This is a genomic window from Piscinibacter gummiphilus, from assembly GCF_002116905.1.
GTDB lineage: Bacteria > Pseudomonadota > Gammaproteobacteria > Burkholderiales > Burkholderiaceae_C > Rhizobacter > Rhizobacter gummiphilus.
The window spans coordinates 3540853-3554792 of record NZ_CP015118.1; the positions used below are offsets into that span (position 1 = coordinate 3540853).

General features: G+C 68.9%; 14 protein-coding genes. 2 read left to right on the forward strand and 12 right to left on the reverse strand.

What is annotated here, in order from left to right:
- Positions 1-20: 20 nt before the first annotated feature.
- Positions 21-656: an LbetaH domain-containing protein gene (locus A4W93_RS15855; protein WP_085751528.1), complete on the reverse strand. Its 636-nt coding sequence runs from the start codon at positions 654-656 to the stop codon at positions 21-23.
- Positions 653-1711 carry an NAD-dependent epimerase/dehydratase family protein gene (locus tag A4W93_RS15860; RefSeq protein WP_085751529.1) on the reverse strand — a complete coding sequence of 353 codons (1059 nt, stop codon included), beginning with the start codon at positions 1709-1711 and terminating at the stop codon, positions 653-655. Before A4W93_RS15860 ends, A4W93_RS15855 begins: the two co-directional genes overlap by 4 nt.
- 171 nt (positions 1712-1882) lie before the next feature.
- On the opposite strand from A4W93_RS15860, the gene A4W93_RS15865 reads away from it, so the two are divergent.
- Together A4W93_RS15865 and fliK are read left to right on the forward strand one after the other, a co-directional pair.
- Positions 1883-2743 carry a flagellin N-terminal helical domain-containing protein gene (locus tag A4W93_RS15865; protein ID WP_085751530.1) on the forward strand — a complete coding sequence of 287 codons (861 nt, stop codon included), beginning with the start codon at positions 1883-1885 and terminating at the stop codon, positions 2741-2743.
- A gap of 60 nt (positions 2744-2803) precedes the next feature.
- Positions 2804-3898, forward strand: coding sequence for a flagellar hook-length control protein FliK (gene fliK / locus A4W93_RS15870; RefSeq protein ID WP_085751531.1), 1095 nt, complete (start codon positions 2804-2806; stop codon positions 3896-3898).
- A 5-nt stretch (positions 3899-3903) separates the two neighbouring features.
- Here fliK and A4W93_RS15875 read toward each other — a convergent pair whose 3' ends face one another.
- The 10 genes from A4W93_RS15875 to A4W93_RS15920 form a co-directional block, all read right to left on the reverse strand.
- Positions 3904-4509, reverse strand: coding sequence for a PAS domain-containing protein (locus tag A4W93_RS15875; protein ID WP_157782170.1), 606 nt, complete (start codon positions 4507-4509; stop codon positions 3904-3906).
- A gap of 90 nt (positions 4510-4599) precedes the next feature.
- The gene (locus A4W93_RS15880; protein WP_085751533.1) at positions 4600-5070 is read right to left on the reverse strand and encodes an LEA/WHy family protein; all 471 of its coding nucleotides are present in this window, start codon (positions 5068-5070) and stop codon (positions 4600-4602) included.
- A gap of 106 nt (positions 5071-5176) precedes the next feature.
- Complete coding sequence (locus A4W93_RS15885) at positions 5177-6871, reverse strand: pectate lyase family protein (protein WP_169726548.1); 1695 nt, start codon at positions 6869-6871, stop codon at positions 5177-5179.
- 654 nt (positions 6872-7525) lie between these two features.
- Positions 7526-9613, reverse strand: coding sequence for a flagellar biosynthesis protein FlhA (gene flhA, locus A4W93_RS15890; protein ID WP_085751535.1), 2088 nt, complete (start codon positions 9611-9613; stop codon positions 7526-7528).
- Positions 9610-10758: an EscU/YscU/HrcU family type III secretion system export apparatus switch protein gene (locus tag A4W93_RS15895; RefSeq protein WP_085751536.1), complete on the reverse strand. Its 1149-nt coding sequence runs from the start codon at positions 10756-10758 to the stop codon at positions 9610-9612. Before A4W93_RS15895 ends, flhA begins: the two co-directional genes overlap by 4 nt.
- Entirely contained in the window at positions 10751-11533 is a 783-nt protein-coding gene (locus A4W93_RS15900; protein ID WP_085751537.1) for a flagellar biosynthetic protein FliR, read from the reverse strand. The genes A4W93_RS15895 and A4W93_RS15900 overlap by 8 nt, the downstream gene beginning before the upstream one ends.
- Positions 11534-11806: a flagellar biosynthetic protein FliQ gene (locus tag A4W93_RS15905; RefSeq protein WP_085751538.1), complete on the reverse strand. Its 273-nt coding sequence runs from the start codon at positions 11804-11806 to the stop codon at positions 11534-11536.
- A 10-nt stretch (positions 11807-11816) separates the two neighbouring features.
- On the reverse strand, positions 11817-12590 hold the full coding sequence (gene fliP / locus A4W93_RS15910; RefSeq protein ID WP_085751539.1) for a flagellar type III secretion system pore protein FliP: 774 nt from the start codon (positions 12588-12590) through the stop codon (positions 11817-11819).
- Positions 12587-12946 carry a FliM/FliN family flagellar motor switch protein gene (locus A4W93_RS15915; protein ID WP_085751540.1) on the reverse strand — a complete coding sequence of 120 codons (360 nt, stop codon included), beginning with the start codon at positions 12944-12946 and terminating at the stop codon, positions 12587-12589. Before A4W93_RS15915 ends, fliP begins: the two co-directional genes overlap by 4 nt.
- A gap of 4 nt (positions 12947-12950) precedes the next feature.
- On the reverse strand, positions 12951-13811 hold the full coding sequence (locus A4W93_RS15920; RefSeq protein WP_085751541.1) for a FliM/FliN family flagellar motor switch protein: 861 nt from the start codon (positions 13809-13811) through the stop codon (positions 12951-12953).
- Between the last annotated feature and the right edge of the window lie 129 nt (positions 13812-13940).

The following is a 13940-nucleotide window of genomic DNA, read 5'->3' on the forward strand; positions in this document are numbered from 1 at the left end:
AGGGGTTGGGTGGGGCCGCTTCAGCTCGTGAAGTAGCGGCGCCAGAACTCTTTCTTGTGCGGCTTGATGACCGGGCGGCCCGGTCCCGGCAGCACGTAGCAGTCGCCGGGCGTGTCCGTGTCCACCAGGCAGACGCCCGGGGCGATCACCGTGTTGCGACGGATGTGGCAGTGGCCGATCACCATCGAGCCCGGGAACATCACGATGCGGTCTTCGAACACCGGCCGGTGCCCGTCGAGCTTGTGGCCGATGGTGCAGTTCTGGTGGAAGACGAGGTGGCTGCCGAACGTGGCCTTCGCGAACACGAGGCCCGGCGTGTGCCCGATCAGGAACACCTCGGGCAGCGGCACCTCGTAGAACAGCTCGAGGCCGTGCAGCGCCTTGTTCAGCAGGAACAGGCGCGTGGCGGTCACGCCGTCCTTCAGGTTCATGCCGATCTCGTTCGACAGGAAGTACAGGAAGCTCGCGTACTGGCCGGAGTACTGCGGGTCGAACCCCTGCGGCCAGGCCACCACCTGCGACACGCAGCGGCGGATGCGGTCCAGCGCGGCGGGCATCGCGGCCGTCACCGACGGGCGGCTGTCGTGGTCGTCCGGGTAGAAATTCTCGAGCTGCCGGCAGACGAACGCGGCCAGCTTGACGGGATCGGGGCTCATGCCGCGGCGGCCTGGCGCCAGCGCAGCTGCTCGTCGAGCGCACCCGTGGCGATGTGGCGCTCCAGCACCTTCAGCCGCATGTGCTGCGACGAGCGGAAATCCGCATCGGCGAAGCCCATGCGCTGCAGCCCGGTCTTCAGGCCCTCGATGGCCTCGGCCAGCTCCACCAGCGGCTGGTGGTCCGGGGCCACCTGCTCGAACAGCGAGAAGTCGACGCGGTACGAGCGCTTGTCCGGCGGGGCCTCGGTGTTGATGCTGACCCGCGTGCCCGGCACGGCCTGCGCCACGGCGGCCGCGAGGTCGCGCACCTGGTAGTTCCAGCGGTTCGAACCCACGTTCACCGCGAGGTACGGCGACGTCTCGGCCGGGTCACGCACCAAGGCCCACTCGACGGCCCGGGCCATGTCGCGCACCTCGATCAGCGGGCGCCACGGGCTGCCGTCGCTGAGCACGGTGATCTCGCCACGCGTCAGCGCGCAGGCGACGAAGTCGTTGAGCACGAGGTCCAGGCGCAGGCGGTCCGACATGCCGCAGGCGGTGGAGAACCGCAGCGAGGTGACGGCGGCGCCATCGGCCGGCAGGCGCGACAGGGCGGCCTCGCAGGCCACCTTCGAACGGGCATAGGCCGTGAGCGGGTTCAGCGTGTCGCCCTCGCGGCGCGCGGGGCCGTCGGCAGCGCCGTACATGCTGCAGCTGGACGCGAACACCACGCGGGTCACGCCGGCCTGCAGCGCGCGGCGGGCGATGTCCTCGTGGGCTTCGTGATTGATTTCACGGGTGACGGCTTCGAAGCGCGACCCCATCGGGTCGTTCGAGACCGCGGCCAGCGCCACCACCGCATCCACGCGGCGCAACAGCGCGTCGGGCAGGTGGCGCACGTCACCGTAGACCTGTTCGTCGAGCAGGCGCTCGGGCAAGTCGATGCTGCCGGTCAGGCAGTGGGCGAAGTAGCCGTTGTCGTACCCGATGAGGCGAACGCCGGGCATCGTCGCCCGCAGGTGGCGCACCAGCACCGGACCGACATACCCCAGGTTCCCCGTGATCAGAATTCTCATGCTTGCTCGCAGACGTGCCGACGGCGGGACCGACTGTCCCTCTGGAGTTGTCGGCCGTTCGGGGCCGCGACTGAAGTCATTGCAGATCGATTTAATGAATCCGCAGCCCCGGTCGTCCTGTACTCATGACGGCGCCGAAACCGGTGCCACCGCAACAACCTGGAGATCGCCATGCTGAGCCTGAACACCAACGCCGCCGCCCTGTCCGCCCAAAGCTCGGTGGGCAGCACCCAGAAGTCGCTGTCGACGTCGATGACCCGCCTGAGCACGGGCTACCGTGTCAACTCCGCGATGGACGACGCCGCCGGCCTGCAGATCGCCACCCGCCTGAACGCCCAGACCCGCGGCCAGGCCGTTGCCCAGCGCAACACGCAGAACGGCATCTCGATGATGCAGACCGCCGAAGGCGCGTTCAACGAAGTCACCGACATGCTGATGCGCATGAAGGACCTGGCCACGGAAGCCGCCAACGGCACCGCGAGCACCAAGGACCAGGACGCCATGCAGCTCGAGTTCGACGCGCTCGGCAAGGAAATCAAGAACATCATGGACAACACCTCGTTCGGCGGCGCCAAGCTGCTGGTCGGGGGCTCGCTGACCGCCGCGGTGTCCTTCCAGATCGGCGCCACGTCGGCCGAGAAGATGTCGATCGACCTCTCGGGCGACATGACCACGCTGACGGCCAGCATCACCACGGCCTCGGCCTACGGCTACGGTGGCACCGGCACGGGCGGCGCGGAAATCAACGTCACGAACGCCAACGGCACGATCGACAAGATCAACAACGCCATCGACTCGGTCGGCAAGGTCCGTGCCCAGCTCGGCGCCGCCTCCAACCGCCTCGACCACGTCTACAACAACCTGGCCAACATGAGCACCAACACCACGCAGGCACGTGGCCGCATCATGGACGTGGACTACGCCACGGAAACGGCCAACATGACCTCCAAGCAGATGCTGATGCAGGCCGGCACCTCGATGCTCAAGCAATCGAGCAGCATGTCGCAGCTGGTCATGTCGCTGATCCAGTAACGCTGAACCCCGGGCGGCTCCGGCCGCCCTCGCCCCTCCTCCACGCCCGGGTCTCCCACGATGGCGATCGACAAGGTCCCTTCCTCCGGGGCGTCCCCCTGGCCCCGCATCGGCAGCACGCCCCTCGTGCGGCCGCCGGCCGGGCAGGCCACGAACACCGCGGTGCCCGCGGTCGTGCGGGCCGCCGAGATCGACCCACTGCTGGCGATGCCCTCGCGCTTCGAGGCCCCGCCCACCCCCGCGCCCGCCACGCTCCACGGTGTCTCGGCCCAAGGCGTGCCCGTCTCCGTCGGTGGCCTCGTCAACGGCGGCCAGGGCCTCTCCCGCGGCGACGTGCTGCTGGTGCAGGTGCAGTCCACCACGCCGCGCCTCGAACTGGGCCTCTTCGACGTGATCGCCCGGCCCGTCGTCGGCCGCTCCGCGCTCTTCGACACCCTCTCAGCCCCGGCGCAGGAAGCGCTGCCCGCGGCGATGCGTTCGGACCAATTGGCGCTGCGCCAGCTCACGTGGCGGCTGCCCGAACCGCTGGCGCTCGCCACGCAGTGGCGGCTGCTGGTGCTCAACACGCTGGCCCAGACCGCGCCGAAGGCCCACGCCGCACCGAACGCGACGTCCCCGTTCACGGAGCCCCCGCTGCAGGCCGCGATGCGCGAGGCCGCGCCCTCCCCGCTGCTGCCGATCCCCGACCGCTGGCTGTACCCCGCCTACGCCTGGGGCGGACTGCACGCGATGCTGCGCGTGCTGGAGGCCGACAGCGACCCACCGCCTCCGCCCCGGCGCCGCCAGGGCCGCTCGCTCGCGCTGAGACTGGAGGTCGACATCCCCGGCCTCGGCCGCATCGCCGTGCTCGTGCAACTGGCCGACGACGGCGTGCAGCTGCTGATCTTCGTCGAGGAACCCGACGCGCTGCCGCGGGTGCGCGACGTGCTGCCGGTGCTGTCGTCCGCCCTCGAGCTGGCCGACCTCACGCTCGTGCGCTGCCGGCTGGTGCAGGGACAGCCGGCGCCCGCGCGGGCGCCGGTGCTGATGAACGAATCGACGCCGGTGCCGGCGGCGGCGTGGCTGTCGCCGCCACTGTTCCGTGCGGCGGCCGAGGTGATCGTGGTGTTCTCCGGGGCGTTGGCGCCTCATGCCGAGGAGAAGGCGTTTCGCTGACGGCGCTACCCGGCAGCGCCCGCCCCTCGGCTCTCGAGGTCCTGCAGTTGCCTGCAAGCCTCCTCCAGCAGATCCAGGACCGACGCGACGAGCCGCTCGTTCGCCTCGGCCACGGCCACGTCGGCGGTCGGCTCGGGAGCCGTCAGGAGGAGGTGGAACGGCCGACCGCCGGACGGTGCCGTGTCGGCCAGCGGCACCTCGTCCACCAGGCCTCCGCGCGGCGTGCAGGGGCGTTCGGTCAGGTCGATCATCGTGCCCACCATGCGCGACACCCGGCCGGCGTCGTCGCGCTCGACCACGCGGCCTCGTGACTGGAGCAGCCGGTACCCCGAGCCGTTGCTGCGCAGGCGGAACCGGGCTTCGTAGGTCGGGGTGTCGCCGGCGCCGTGCGCGCGCATGGCCTCGAGCATGGCCTCGAGGTCGTCCGGATGGACACGGCAGCGCCAGAAGTCCGTGCTGTCGGCCTCGTGCAAGCGGGGGAAGCCGAACCGCTCCTTCCACCGCGGCGAGTGGTGAACGGTCTCCTGCAGCGGACGCAGGTCCCAGACGCCCAGGTCTCCCCGTTCGATGGCCTGTCGCCAGGCCGGCCCCGCACGAAACTGCAACTCCATGGATCGCATTGTCCGCGAAGCGGAGTGCCCGCAGGGACCATCTCGCCTCCAGCGGTCGCGGGCGGGCGAGCCGGCACCGAGGGCCGTCGGTCAGGGCAAGGTTCCAGCCGGCCAGTCGACCTTGCCGCTCGCCTCGAACGACTGCCCACCCAGGCCCCCGCCGAGGCGGCCCCGCAGCACGTAGTCGAGCGACCGGCTGCTGCCTGTGGCGAACCCGAACACCTGGCGCAGCGCCGCCATCGCGCTCACCGTCACCGGCAGCTCGATCACCTGCTCACCGAACCCGGGCACCGTGCCCGCCTCGGGGCTGACGCCGCTTGCAAGCGTCGAACCACGCAGGTCCAGCGTCACCGAGATCCCCTGGTAGTCGATCGCGCCCTCGTTCGGGTTCTGCACCCGCAGCTTCAGCCGGAAGCGGACCTCCAGGCCCTCGCCGGGCAGCGGCTCCACGCCCGCGAGGGTGACCCGCACCGGCTCGCCGCCGGGCCAGCCGGCGCAGCCGGTGAGGGCCACGGTGAACAGTCCGGCCAGGCGGACGAGGGTCGATCGGCGGGTGTCCATGCGAGCAGCCTCCCACGAAGAAGCCCCGAATCATGCGGCTTGCCGGATCCTTTTGAAAGCGGGACGTGGGGACCGAGCCGCAGGCCCGGCGTTCGGGATGGAGCCCCTATCGCTTGCCGACCCCCGCCTTCGCGAGCACCTCGGCCTTCACGGCCGCCGCCGGCTGCGCGGTGTAGGCATAGCTCGCGGACGGCACCCAGTACGTGGCATCCAGCTTGTTGACGACCGCGTTGCTGCCGGTGCCCTTCTTCTGCGCCGCCGTCAGCAGGTCACCTTCGACGAGCGCGGTGTCGTTCAGCAAGGTGCCCGTCTCGAAGAAGTAGGTGCCGCAGTCGGCCGCCGCATAGGCGGCGTCGGTGCATTTCGTCTGGTTCGCGACGGTGGACGAGATCGAGTCGCCGAAGGTCAGTTGCGCCGCGGTCTTCGTGTTGCCGTTCTGGGCGATCTCGAGCACGTTGTTCTCGACATAGAGCTTCGACGCCGTGCCGATCTGCCACGCGACCGACCAGGCGTAGTCGGGCGCCACGGCGGTGCTGCCCGACGTGGGCTTCAGCGCGCCGGTCGAGTAGTTGTTGTAGACGTGGACCTTGCCGAAACGCACGCGCGGCTGGCGTTGCACGGTGTTTTCGTAGCGGTTGTGGTGCAGCGTCAGCGCGAGCTTGTCCGGGCCGTAGCCGAGCGCCAGCGTGCCATCGGTGTAGCGGCCCGCGACGTCGATGCCGCCGATCAGGTGCGTCTTGTCGTGGTTGCGGAAGTGGTTGTACGAGACCGTCACGTGCGTGGCGAACAGCGTCACGTCGACCAGGCCGTCGTGATGCTGCACCTTCTGCTCGGGCACGTTGAACGGTGCGGCCCAGCCGGGCACCGGCGGGTCCAGCTTGTCGGGGCGGTCGCCGTCGTCCAGGGTGTTGCCGTCGATCCACACATTGGCCGCGTTGAACACCGAGACCAGGTCGTACTCCGAGTTCCAGCGACCGCCCTTTCGGGACGGGCACTGGTGCGGGCCCTGGTTGGTCGCCGCGTCATAGACCCGGTTGCACAGGCCGACGCCGAAGTCGGCAGTCGCGATGCTGAACGAATCCTTCGGATCCCAGCTCGGGAACAGGTCGTACGAATCCGAGAGGTGCAGGTTGCGCAGCACGATGTTCTTGGCCTGGATGTGGTCCTTGACCAGCATCCGGCCCGCGGCATCGACATCGGTCGTCAAGGTGGCATCGCCCAGGCGCAGGCTGCCGCCGGTCAGCCCGGCATCGGTGCCGACACCGATGATCGAGGTGTTGGAGCCGACGCGCAGCGCGATCCGCTTCGCCTGCTGCGCGCCGAAACACGCGCGCTGCCCTTCCAGCGTGAGCGAGCCGTCGCCCGCCGTCTGCGGCAGCGCCGGCGGGCGGCCGTCGGCTTCCAGCGACTGCTTGATCCACTCGTTCGGGTTGTAGGCGACCTTGTAGTCGGCATCGAACGCCGCGAAGCTGGTGTACGCGGTGACCGTCGGGCCGCACAAGGCCATGTAGGCCTCCTTCGTCATCGGCGCGTTCGCGTCGTCGACGTTCAGGTCGATGCGGCCCTTCACATAGATGAGCTTCGGCGTGTTGTCGGGTGCCTGCGCCAGCGTGTCGGTGACGGCGCGGCCGTACAGCGCCCGCACCAGCTGGGCACGGTTCTCGACGATGTGCACCACCGTGCCCTGCTGGTCCCCGCCGGTCACGGTGAAGGTCCCGCCACCCACCGCGGCCGCGGCCCAGCCATCCGCCCCGAGCGAACTCAACGCCCCGGCAGGTCGGGCCACCGGCGGCGGGGACACGGTGTCATCGTCGCTGCCACCACACGCAGCGAGAGCGCCCAGCACACAGGTTGCGGCAAGGGCCGGGCGCACGGTGCGGACGGACAGGCGAGACAAGGGTCGGTTCATGGCGAGGGCCTCGGAGGAGTGGCTGCACAGGCAGCGGTGAAGACGAGCCGCGACGCGTGGCATCGCGGACACGGGGGGACGTCCCGCAGTCCGGGACGGGGAAGAATCGGTCGCGCAGCGCGCGGACGTTCAGGGCTTGCGCATGGCGCGACGGTGTGCCCGGAAGCGATGGCCTCCGGCACGCCACACGTGACCCGGCGCCGACGTGACACTCGGCGCGGTGGAGGCAAAGGCTGCCGCGAGGGCGGCCGTGTCTTGCATGTTCATCGTGTGGTTCCCTGTCGCACTCGCCGCGGAGTCGTCGCCCCGGGTCAAGAGATGCGACATCGTACGACTCGACTTTTCAGGCTCGAATGCGGGCAAACCCGGGAACTTCGCTCGGAATTTCCCGAATGGCGGCGGGTTTGAGGGTGTGCTTTGACCGAAGGATGCCGATTTGCGCCGCAGTGGTACGACAACAAACCGCCATGCGGGTGAGCGCGGCGATCGCACGGATCAAGGTGGCAGGTCCCTCGCCCGGCACCTTTCGTCGTGAAGGCGAACGCCTCAGCCGAGCGTTCCGATCACGCTGACTTCGCGCTGCTCCGGGATCTCGTTGTACGAGAGCACATGCAACCCCGGCGCGAACAGTCGCGCATAGCGGGCCAGCAGCGGCCGGATCTGCGGCATGACCAGCAGCAGCGGCGGCGTGGCCTGCTGCTTCATCTGCTCGCGCGCCATCGGCATGTTCGACTGCAACTGCGACAGCAGGTGCGGGTCGACCGGGTAGTTGTCCAGCGCGACCTTCCCCGCCTGGCGGGCCTGGTTCAACGACGCGAGCAGCATGTTTTCCAGCTCACCACCCAGGTTGAACGCCTTCATCTCCGGACGCTGCCCGAAGAGCTGGGCGACGATCTGGCGGCGCACGGCGCAGCGCACCTCGGCGGCGAGCAGGATCGGGTCCTTCGTGGTCTCCGACGCGTCGAGCAGCGTGGTCGCGATGGGCACGATGTCCTTCAGGGACACGTTCTCGGCGAGCAGCACGCGGTAGACCTTGAGCAGCTGGGTCGGCGTCAGCGCCTTCTCGAGCGATGTGGCGAGCTTCGGCGACAGCGAGGCCAGCCGTTCGTTGAGCGCGTTCACGTCCTCGTGGCGCAGCAGTTCGGCGAGGTGGTCCTTCAGCACCTTGGAGAGGTGCGTGGCGATCACGCTCGGGGTCTCGATGACCTGGTAGCCGAGGCCCAGCGCATGGGCCTTGTCCTCCGGCGCGATCCAGGTGACCGGCATGCCGTACGCGGGCTCCAGGCCCGGGATGCCGTCGAGTTCGCCGTACACCTTCGGCGACGGGATGGCCATCAGGCGGTCGGCGAACACCTCGGCCTGGGCCACCACGGTGCCGCTCAGCAGCACGGAGTACTGCGACGGCTTCAACGCGAGGTCGTCGCGCACGCCGATGGGCGGCAGCAGGAAGCCCATCGACTCGCTGACGCTCTGGCGCACGCCCTTGACCCGGTGCGACAGCACCGCCCCCTGGGCGGTGTCGATCATGCTGACGAGCTTGTAGCCCACGGCGATGGAGAGCGGCTCCACCACGGGCAGGCTGTGCCAGTCGAGTTCGGGCGGCTTGTCGGTGAGCAGCGCGGCCTCGATGGCCGCCATCGGGTTGGCCGCGGGCTTGGCCACCCGCCCCTGCAGCCGCCAGCCCACGTAGGCGAGCACCGCGGCGAACAGCATGAACATCAGCCACGGCATGCCCGGGATGATGGCCAGAACGACCATCATGCCGGCCGCGCTGAACATCACGACCGGCGAGGTCAGCAGCTGGCCGCTGACCTGTTCCTCGAAGTCGCCCGAATCGCTGATGCGGGTGACGAGGATGGCGGCGGCGGCCGACAGCAGCAGCGCGGGAATCTGCGCGACGAGGCCATCGCCGATGGTCAGCAGCGCATACTGGCGGAACGACTCGCCGAACGACAGGTCGTGCATCAGCGCGCCGATGGCCACGCCGCCGATCATGTTGATCAGCAGGATCAGGATGCTGGCGATGGCGTCGCCGCGCACGAACTTCGACGCACCGTCCATCGCGCCGTAGAAGTCCGCCTCGGCGGCCACCTCCTGGCGGCGCACCTGGGCCTTCTCCTGGTTGATGAGGCCGGCGTTGAGGTCGGCGTCGATGGCCATCTGCTTGCCGGGCAGCGCGTCCAGCGTGAACCGCGCCGACACCTCGGAGATGCGCTCGGCGCCCTTCGTCACCACGACGAAGTTGATGATCATCAGGATGATGAAGACCACGAGACCCACGACGAAGTTGCCGCCGATCACGACGTTGCCGAACGCCTCGATCACCTTGCCCGCGGCGTGGGTGCCTTCGTGGCCGTGCAGCAGCACGACGCGGGTGGACGCCACGTTCAGCGTGAGCCGCAGCATCGTGGTGGCCAGGATGACCGTCGGGAACACCGAGAAGTCGAGCGGCCGCTTGGCCGAGACGCTGACCAGGATCACGATCAGCGCGAGCACGATGTTGAACGTGAACAGGATGTCCAGCACCACCGGCGGCAGCGGCAGGATGATCATCGCCAGCACCACCATCAGGAACAGCGGGGTGGCGTACTTGTGGCGCAGGGCCTCGGCCTTGAGTCGGTTCAGGAAGTTCATGCGGGGGTCCCCTCGCTCGGGTCACTCAGGTGTTCGGGAACGGCCAGGTCGGTGGGCAGCGACGGCTCGCGCACGCGCTGGCCGGTGCGGAAGGCCTTGAGCTGCAGCACGTAGGTCAGCACCTGGGCCACCGCGTGGTACAGCGGCATCGGGATCTGCTGGTTCACCTGGCTCGTGTGGTAGATCGCTCGGGCGAGCGGCGGCAGCGCCACCGTCTCGATGCCGTGTTCGGCCGCGATCCTGCGGATGTAGAAGGCCATCTCGTCGATGCCCTTGGCAACGACGTACGGGGCTTCGGCGCGGCGGTCGTCGTACTTGAGCGCGACCGAGAAGTGTTCGGGGTTGACGATGATCACGTCGGCCGTGGGCACCGACTTGCGCACGCCGCGCTGCGCCATCTGGCGCTGCAGCTGGCGGATGCGCGACTTCACCTCGGGCCGCCCTTCGTTGCTCTTGTGCTCCTCCTTGACCTCCTGCTTGGTCATGCGCTGGCCGCGCTGGAAGAAGAAGGCCTGCACCGGCACGTCGATCACCGCGAAGATGATGAAGACCACCACCATCGCCATCACGCCGTCGAGCAGCAGGCCGGCGCCGGCGGCGATGGCGCGGTCGAGCGTCATCGCCTGCAGCGCGACGTGTTCCGCCGCGGTGCTGCGCCCCACGTGCCACAGCACGGCCAGGATCGTGCAGGCCTTCAGCACCGACACCGCGGTGTCGGACAGATGCTTCGGCGTCACGATGCGGCCGAGGTTCTTCGCCGGACTGAGGCGATCCATGCGCGGCATCCAGTGCTTGGTGGTGACCGACCAGCCGCCGGGGATCATGCTGCCGATGATGGCCGCGAGCGGGACGACCAGCAGCGGCACCATCATCTTGACGATGAGCATCATCGTCATCGTGAAGGTCTGCGACCAGACGTTGTCGATGGCGCCCTCGCTGCCGTACAGCGCGAAGCCCTGCGAGAAGAGCGCGCGGAAGTCGTCGAGGTACTGGGGCACCAGGAACACCACCAGCTTCAGGCTCACGATGATGCCGATGGCCGTGGCGAGGTCGCGGGAACGGACGATCTGCCCTTCCTCGCGCGCCTTGCGCAGCTTCTGCTGCGATGGCTTTTCGCTCTTGTCGCCGGACGACGAGTCAGACACCCGCGCCTCCCTGCATCTGCGACTGCAGCAGGTCGAGCACCCGCTCGGTCATGCGCACGTAGTGGTCCGGCACGAACTTCACCACCATCGACAGCATGAAGAGGCCGAAGACGGTGATCAGCGAGAAGCCGAGCGAGAAGAGGTTCAACGCCGGCGCCACGCGGTTCAGGAAGCCGAAGCCGATCTGCACCACCATCGTGGAGAAGATCATCGGGAGGGCCAGCAGCAGCGCGGCCGAGAAGATCCAGGCCACGTGCATCGCGAGGCCGTGCAGGTCGAGGCCGCCGTGCCCTCCCCCGACCGGCCAGGCCTTCAGGCTCGCGGCGAGCACGCCGGTGAGCACGAGGTGGCCGTCCACCGAGAAGAACACGATGATGCACATGATCGACAGCAGCGTGGACACCACGTCGGACGACATGCCGTTCATCGGGTCGTTCATGACCGCCATCGACAGGCCGATCTGCGAGGACAGCATGAAGCCGAGCACCGTGACGATCGACATCGTGAAGTGGAACGCGAGGCCCATCGCGCCGCCGATGATGGCCTGCTCGAGGGTCGCCACCACGCCGGCGAGCGAGAACGGGTCGATCGACGCGCCCGCCTGCGAAACCGGCAGCAGCACGAAGGACAGCACGAGCGACAGCAGCAGCCGCACCGTCACGGGCACCATGCCGTCGCCCAGGATGGGCGTGGCCGACAGCATCGCCATCGTGCGCACGAACGGCCACCAGAGCGCGAACAGCATCGCGAGCAGCTGGCTGAAGACGAGCTCCATCTACCCCACCAGGCGTGCGGCCCGCTCGAAGACCGACACGCAGTAGTCCATCAGGTAACCCACCATCCACCGCCCCATCACGCTGACGACGATCAGCGTGACGAGCAGCCGCGGCAGGAAACTCAGCGTCTGTTCGTTGATCTGCGTGGCGGCCTGGAACAGGGCGACGATCAGGCCCATGATGAGGCCGGGCACGACCAGCAGCACGACCAGCAGCATCGTGACGTTCAGGCTCTCGGCGATCAGGTCGACCGCGACTTCGGGCGTCAGCATCGCGATCCTCCTAGTACGCCTGCACGCTGGTCACGAGCGTGTTCACCGTGAGCGTCCAGCCGTCCACCAGCACGAACAGCAGCAGCTTGAGCGGCAGCGAGATGACGAGCGGCGACAGCATCATCATGCCCATCGCCATCAGCACCGACGACACCACGAGGTCGATCACCAGGAACGGGATGAACAGCAGGCACCCGATCTGGAACGCGGTCTTCAGCTCGCTCAGCACGAAGGCGGCGAGCTTGACAGTGAAGGCATGGTCCTGCGGGCGGGCGACGTCCTTCTCGCCGGCCAGGCGCGACATCTGCGCCAGTGCGGCCTTGTTCGTCTGCGCGAGCATGAACTTCGTCAGCGGCTCCTCGGCCTTCAGCAGCGCCTGCTGCAGCGTGATGCGGTCCTCGTCGAACGGCACGAAGGCGTCCGTCCAGATCTTGTCGCCCACCGGGCGCATCACGAGCAGCGTGAGGATCAGCGCGATGCCGGTGACGATGCGGTTGGGCAGTCCCTGCTGCAGGCCGAGTGCCTGGCGCAGCAGCGAGAGGACGATCACGAAGCGGGTGAAGCTCGTCATCATCATCACCATCACGGGCAGCAGCCCGAGCAGCGACATGATGATGAGGACCTGCGTCTTGACGGTGAACTCCGTCTTGGCGCCGCCCGCGGTCTGGCTCAGCAGTTCCACCGTGTTGGCCGCGAACGCGCCCTTCGAACAGGCGAGCAGGGCCACGCCGGCCAGCGTGGCCGCCGCCAGCGCGAGCCGGCGGTTCGGAGTCGCGGGGGTCATGACGCCAGGCTGTTGAGGTCCAGGCCGTCGAGGTCGATCACCTTCAGGCCGTGGTTCTCGCCGGAGACCACCACCTCGGCGTGGCCGATCGGCGTGCCGTTGACCTTGATCACCAGCGGTTCGCCGGCGAGGGAGTCGAGTTCGACGACGCTGTCGGCGCCGATGTCCATCAGGTCCTGTAGCGAGATGCGGGCCGAGCCCACCTCGAGGGTCAGCGTGACCGGGATCTTGCGCATCATCTGGGAGAGGTCGCGGCGGCGCGGGGCTGGGGCGACGGGGGTTTCGGTGATGCCGGCTTCGGGTTCGGCGCCTTCGGCGAGCAGGGTTTCGAGGGCCAGCTTGTCGTTCATGTCCATGGTGTCATTCCGCATCGTCGAAGGAGGTCAGGCACAACTTGCCCTTGTGTTCGGTCACGGCCGCCGTGAAAAGGCGCGAGTCGTCGACCAGCACGTCGGCCAGGCCCAGGCTCACGGGGATCACGTCGCCCGGGCGCAGGTCCAGCACGTCCCCCAGCGGGAGTTCCTTTTCCAGCAGCCGGCCCGTCAGCACGAGGGGCAGGCGCGCGGCGACCGGCAGCGCCTGCTGGGAGGCCGGCTTGGCTTTCTCGCGGGACGGGGCGATGCTGCGCAGCAGCCGGCCCATCGCCGCATCGTCGAGCACGAACCACAGCGACGCGGGTTCGGCCAGGCGCGTCTCGGCGAGGCGCACCGTCATCGTCCAGCCGCCCGGCGCGGGCGCCGCGCCGGCGGAGGCCGTCAGGTCACCGGCCTGGCCGGGTTCGATGCTGTCGAGCAGGATCTCGGTCCAGCGGGCGCACAGCGTGGCGGCGAGGCGCTCCTCGGTGGCGGTCTCGCGGACGGCATCGGTGGCCGGGGCATCGGCCGCGGCGCGCACCGGCGCGCCGTAGCGGTAGTCGAGCACGGACAGCAGCAGCGCGCGGTCCATCGAGGCGGTCACACGGCCGAACGGCGTCGCGCAACCGAACCAGCGGCCGCGCGGCGGCGTGCCGGCGGCGCGGGCGATGTCGACCGACTCGACGCGGTAATCGGCGCCGTAGCGGCGGTTCAGGCCGGTACGGAACGATTCGGCGAGCGCGGTCTTGAACTGCGACGTGAAGCTGCCCAGCAGGTGCATCGGGCGGCCGAGTGTCCCCGGATCGAGCACGACATGCGTCCCGGCGGCGGCCGGCCGCAGGGAGGAGCTCGTGGCGGAGTTCTTCATGGGTGTCTGTCGTTCGGCGTTTCAGGAGGAATTCCGGGCGCGGGAATCCCGTCGACCTGCGTGGGATGTCGGCTGCAACCGCGCCAACTTGAGCCGTGCTGACCCCCAGGGAGGGATGTTTACCGTACG

Excerpts from the sequence above, each read along its gene's own strand:
- A4W93_RS15905 (WP_085751538.1), bottom strand. The coding sequence starts at position 11,806 with ATGCTGACGCCCGAAGTCGCGGTCGACCTGATCGCCGAGAGCCTGAAC.
- A4W93_RS15860 (WP_085751529.1), bottom strand. The coding sequence starts at position 1,711 with ATGAGAATTCTGATCACGGGGAACCTGGGGTATGTCGGTCCGGTGCTG.
- flhA (WP_085751535.1), bottom strand. The coding sequence starts at position 9,613 with ATGAACTTCCTGAACCGACTCAAGGCCGAGGCCCTGCGCCACAAGTAC.
- A4W93_RS15900 (WP_085751537.1), bottom strand. The coding sequence starts at position 11,533 with ATGGAGCTCGTCTTCAGCCAGCTGCTCGCGATGCTGTTCGCGCTCTGG.
- A4W93_RS15915 (WP_085751540.1), bottom strand. The coding sequence starts at position 12,946 with ATGGACATGAACGACAAGCTGGCCCTCGAAACCCTGCTCGCCGAAGGC.
- A4W93_RS15855 (WP_085751528.1), bottom strand. The coding sequence starts at position 656 with ATGAGCCCCGATCCCGTCAAGCTGGCCGCGTTCGTCTGCCGGCAGCTC.
- A4W93_RS15875 (WP_157782170.1), bottom strand. The coding sequence starts at position 4,509 with ATGGAGTTGCAGTTTCGTGCGGGGCCGGCCTGGCGACAGGCCATCGAA.
- fliP (WP_085751539.1), bottom strand. The coding sequence starts at position 12,590 with ATGACCCCCGCGACTCCGAACCGCCGGCTCGCGCTGGCGGCGGCCACG.
- A4W93_RS15920 (WP_085751541.1), bottom strand. The coding sequence starts at position 13,811 with ATGAAGAACTCCGCCACGAGCTCCTCCCTGCGGCCGGCCGCCGCCGGG.
- A4W93_RS15865 (WP_085751530.1), top strand. The coding sequence starts at position 1,883 with ATGCTGAGCCTGAACACCAACGCCGCCGCCCTGTCCGCCCAAAGCTCG.
- A4W93_RS15880 (WP_085751533.1), bottom strand. The coding sequence starts at position 5,070 with ATGGACACCCGCCGATCGACCCTCGTCCGCCTGGCCGGACTGTTCACC.
- fliK (WP_085751531.1), top strand. The coding sequence starts at position 2,804 with ATGGCGATCGACAAGGTCCCTTCCTCCGGGGCGTCCCCCTGGCCCCGC.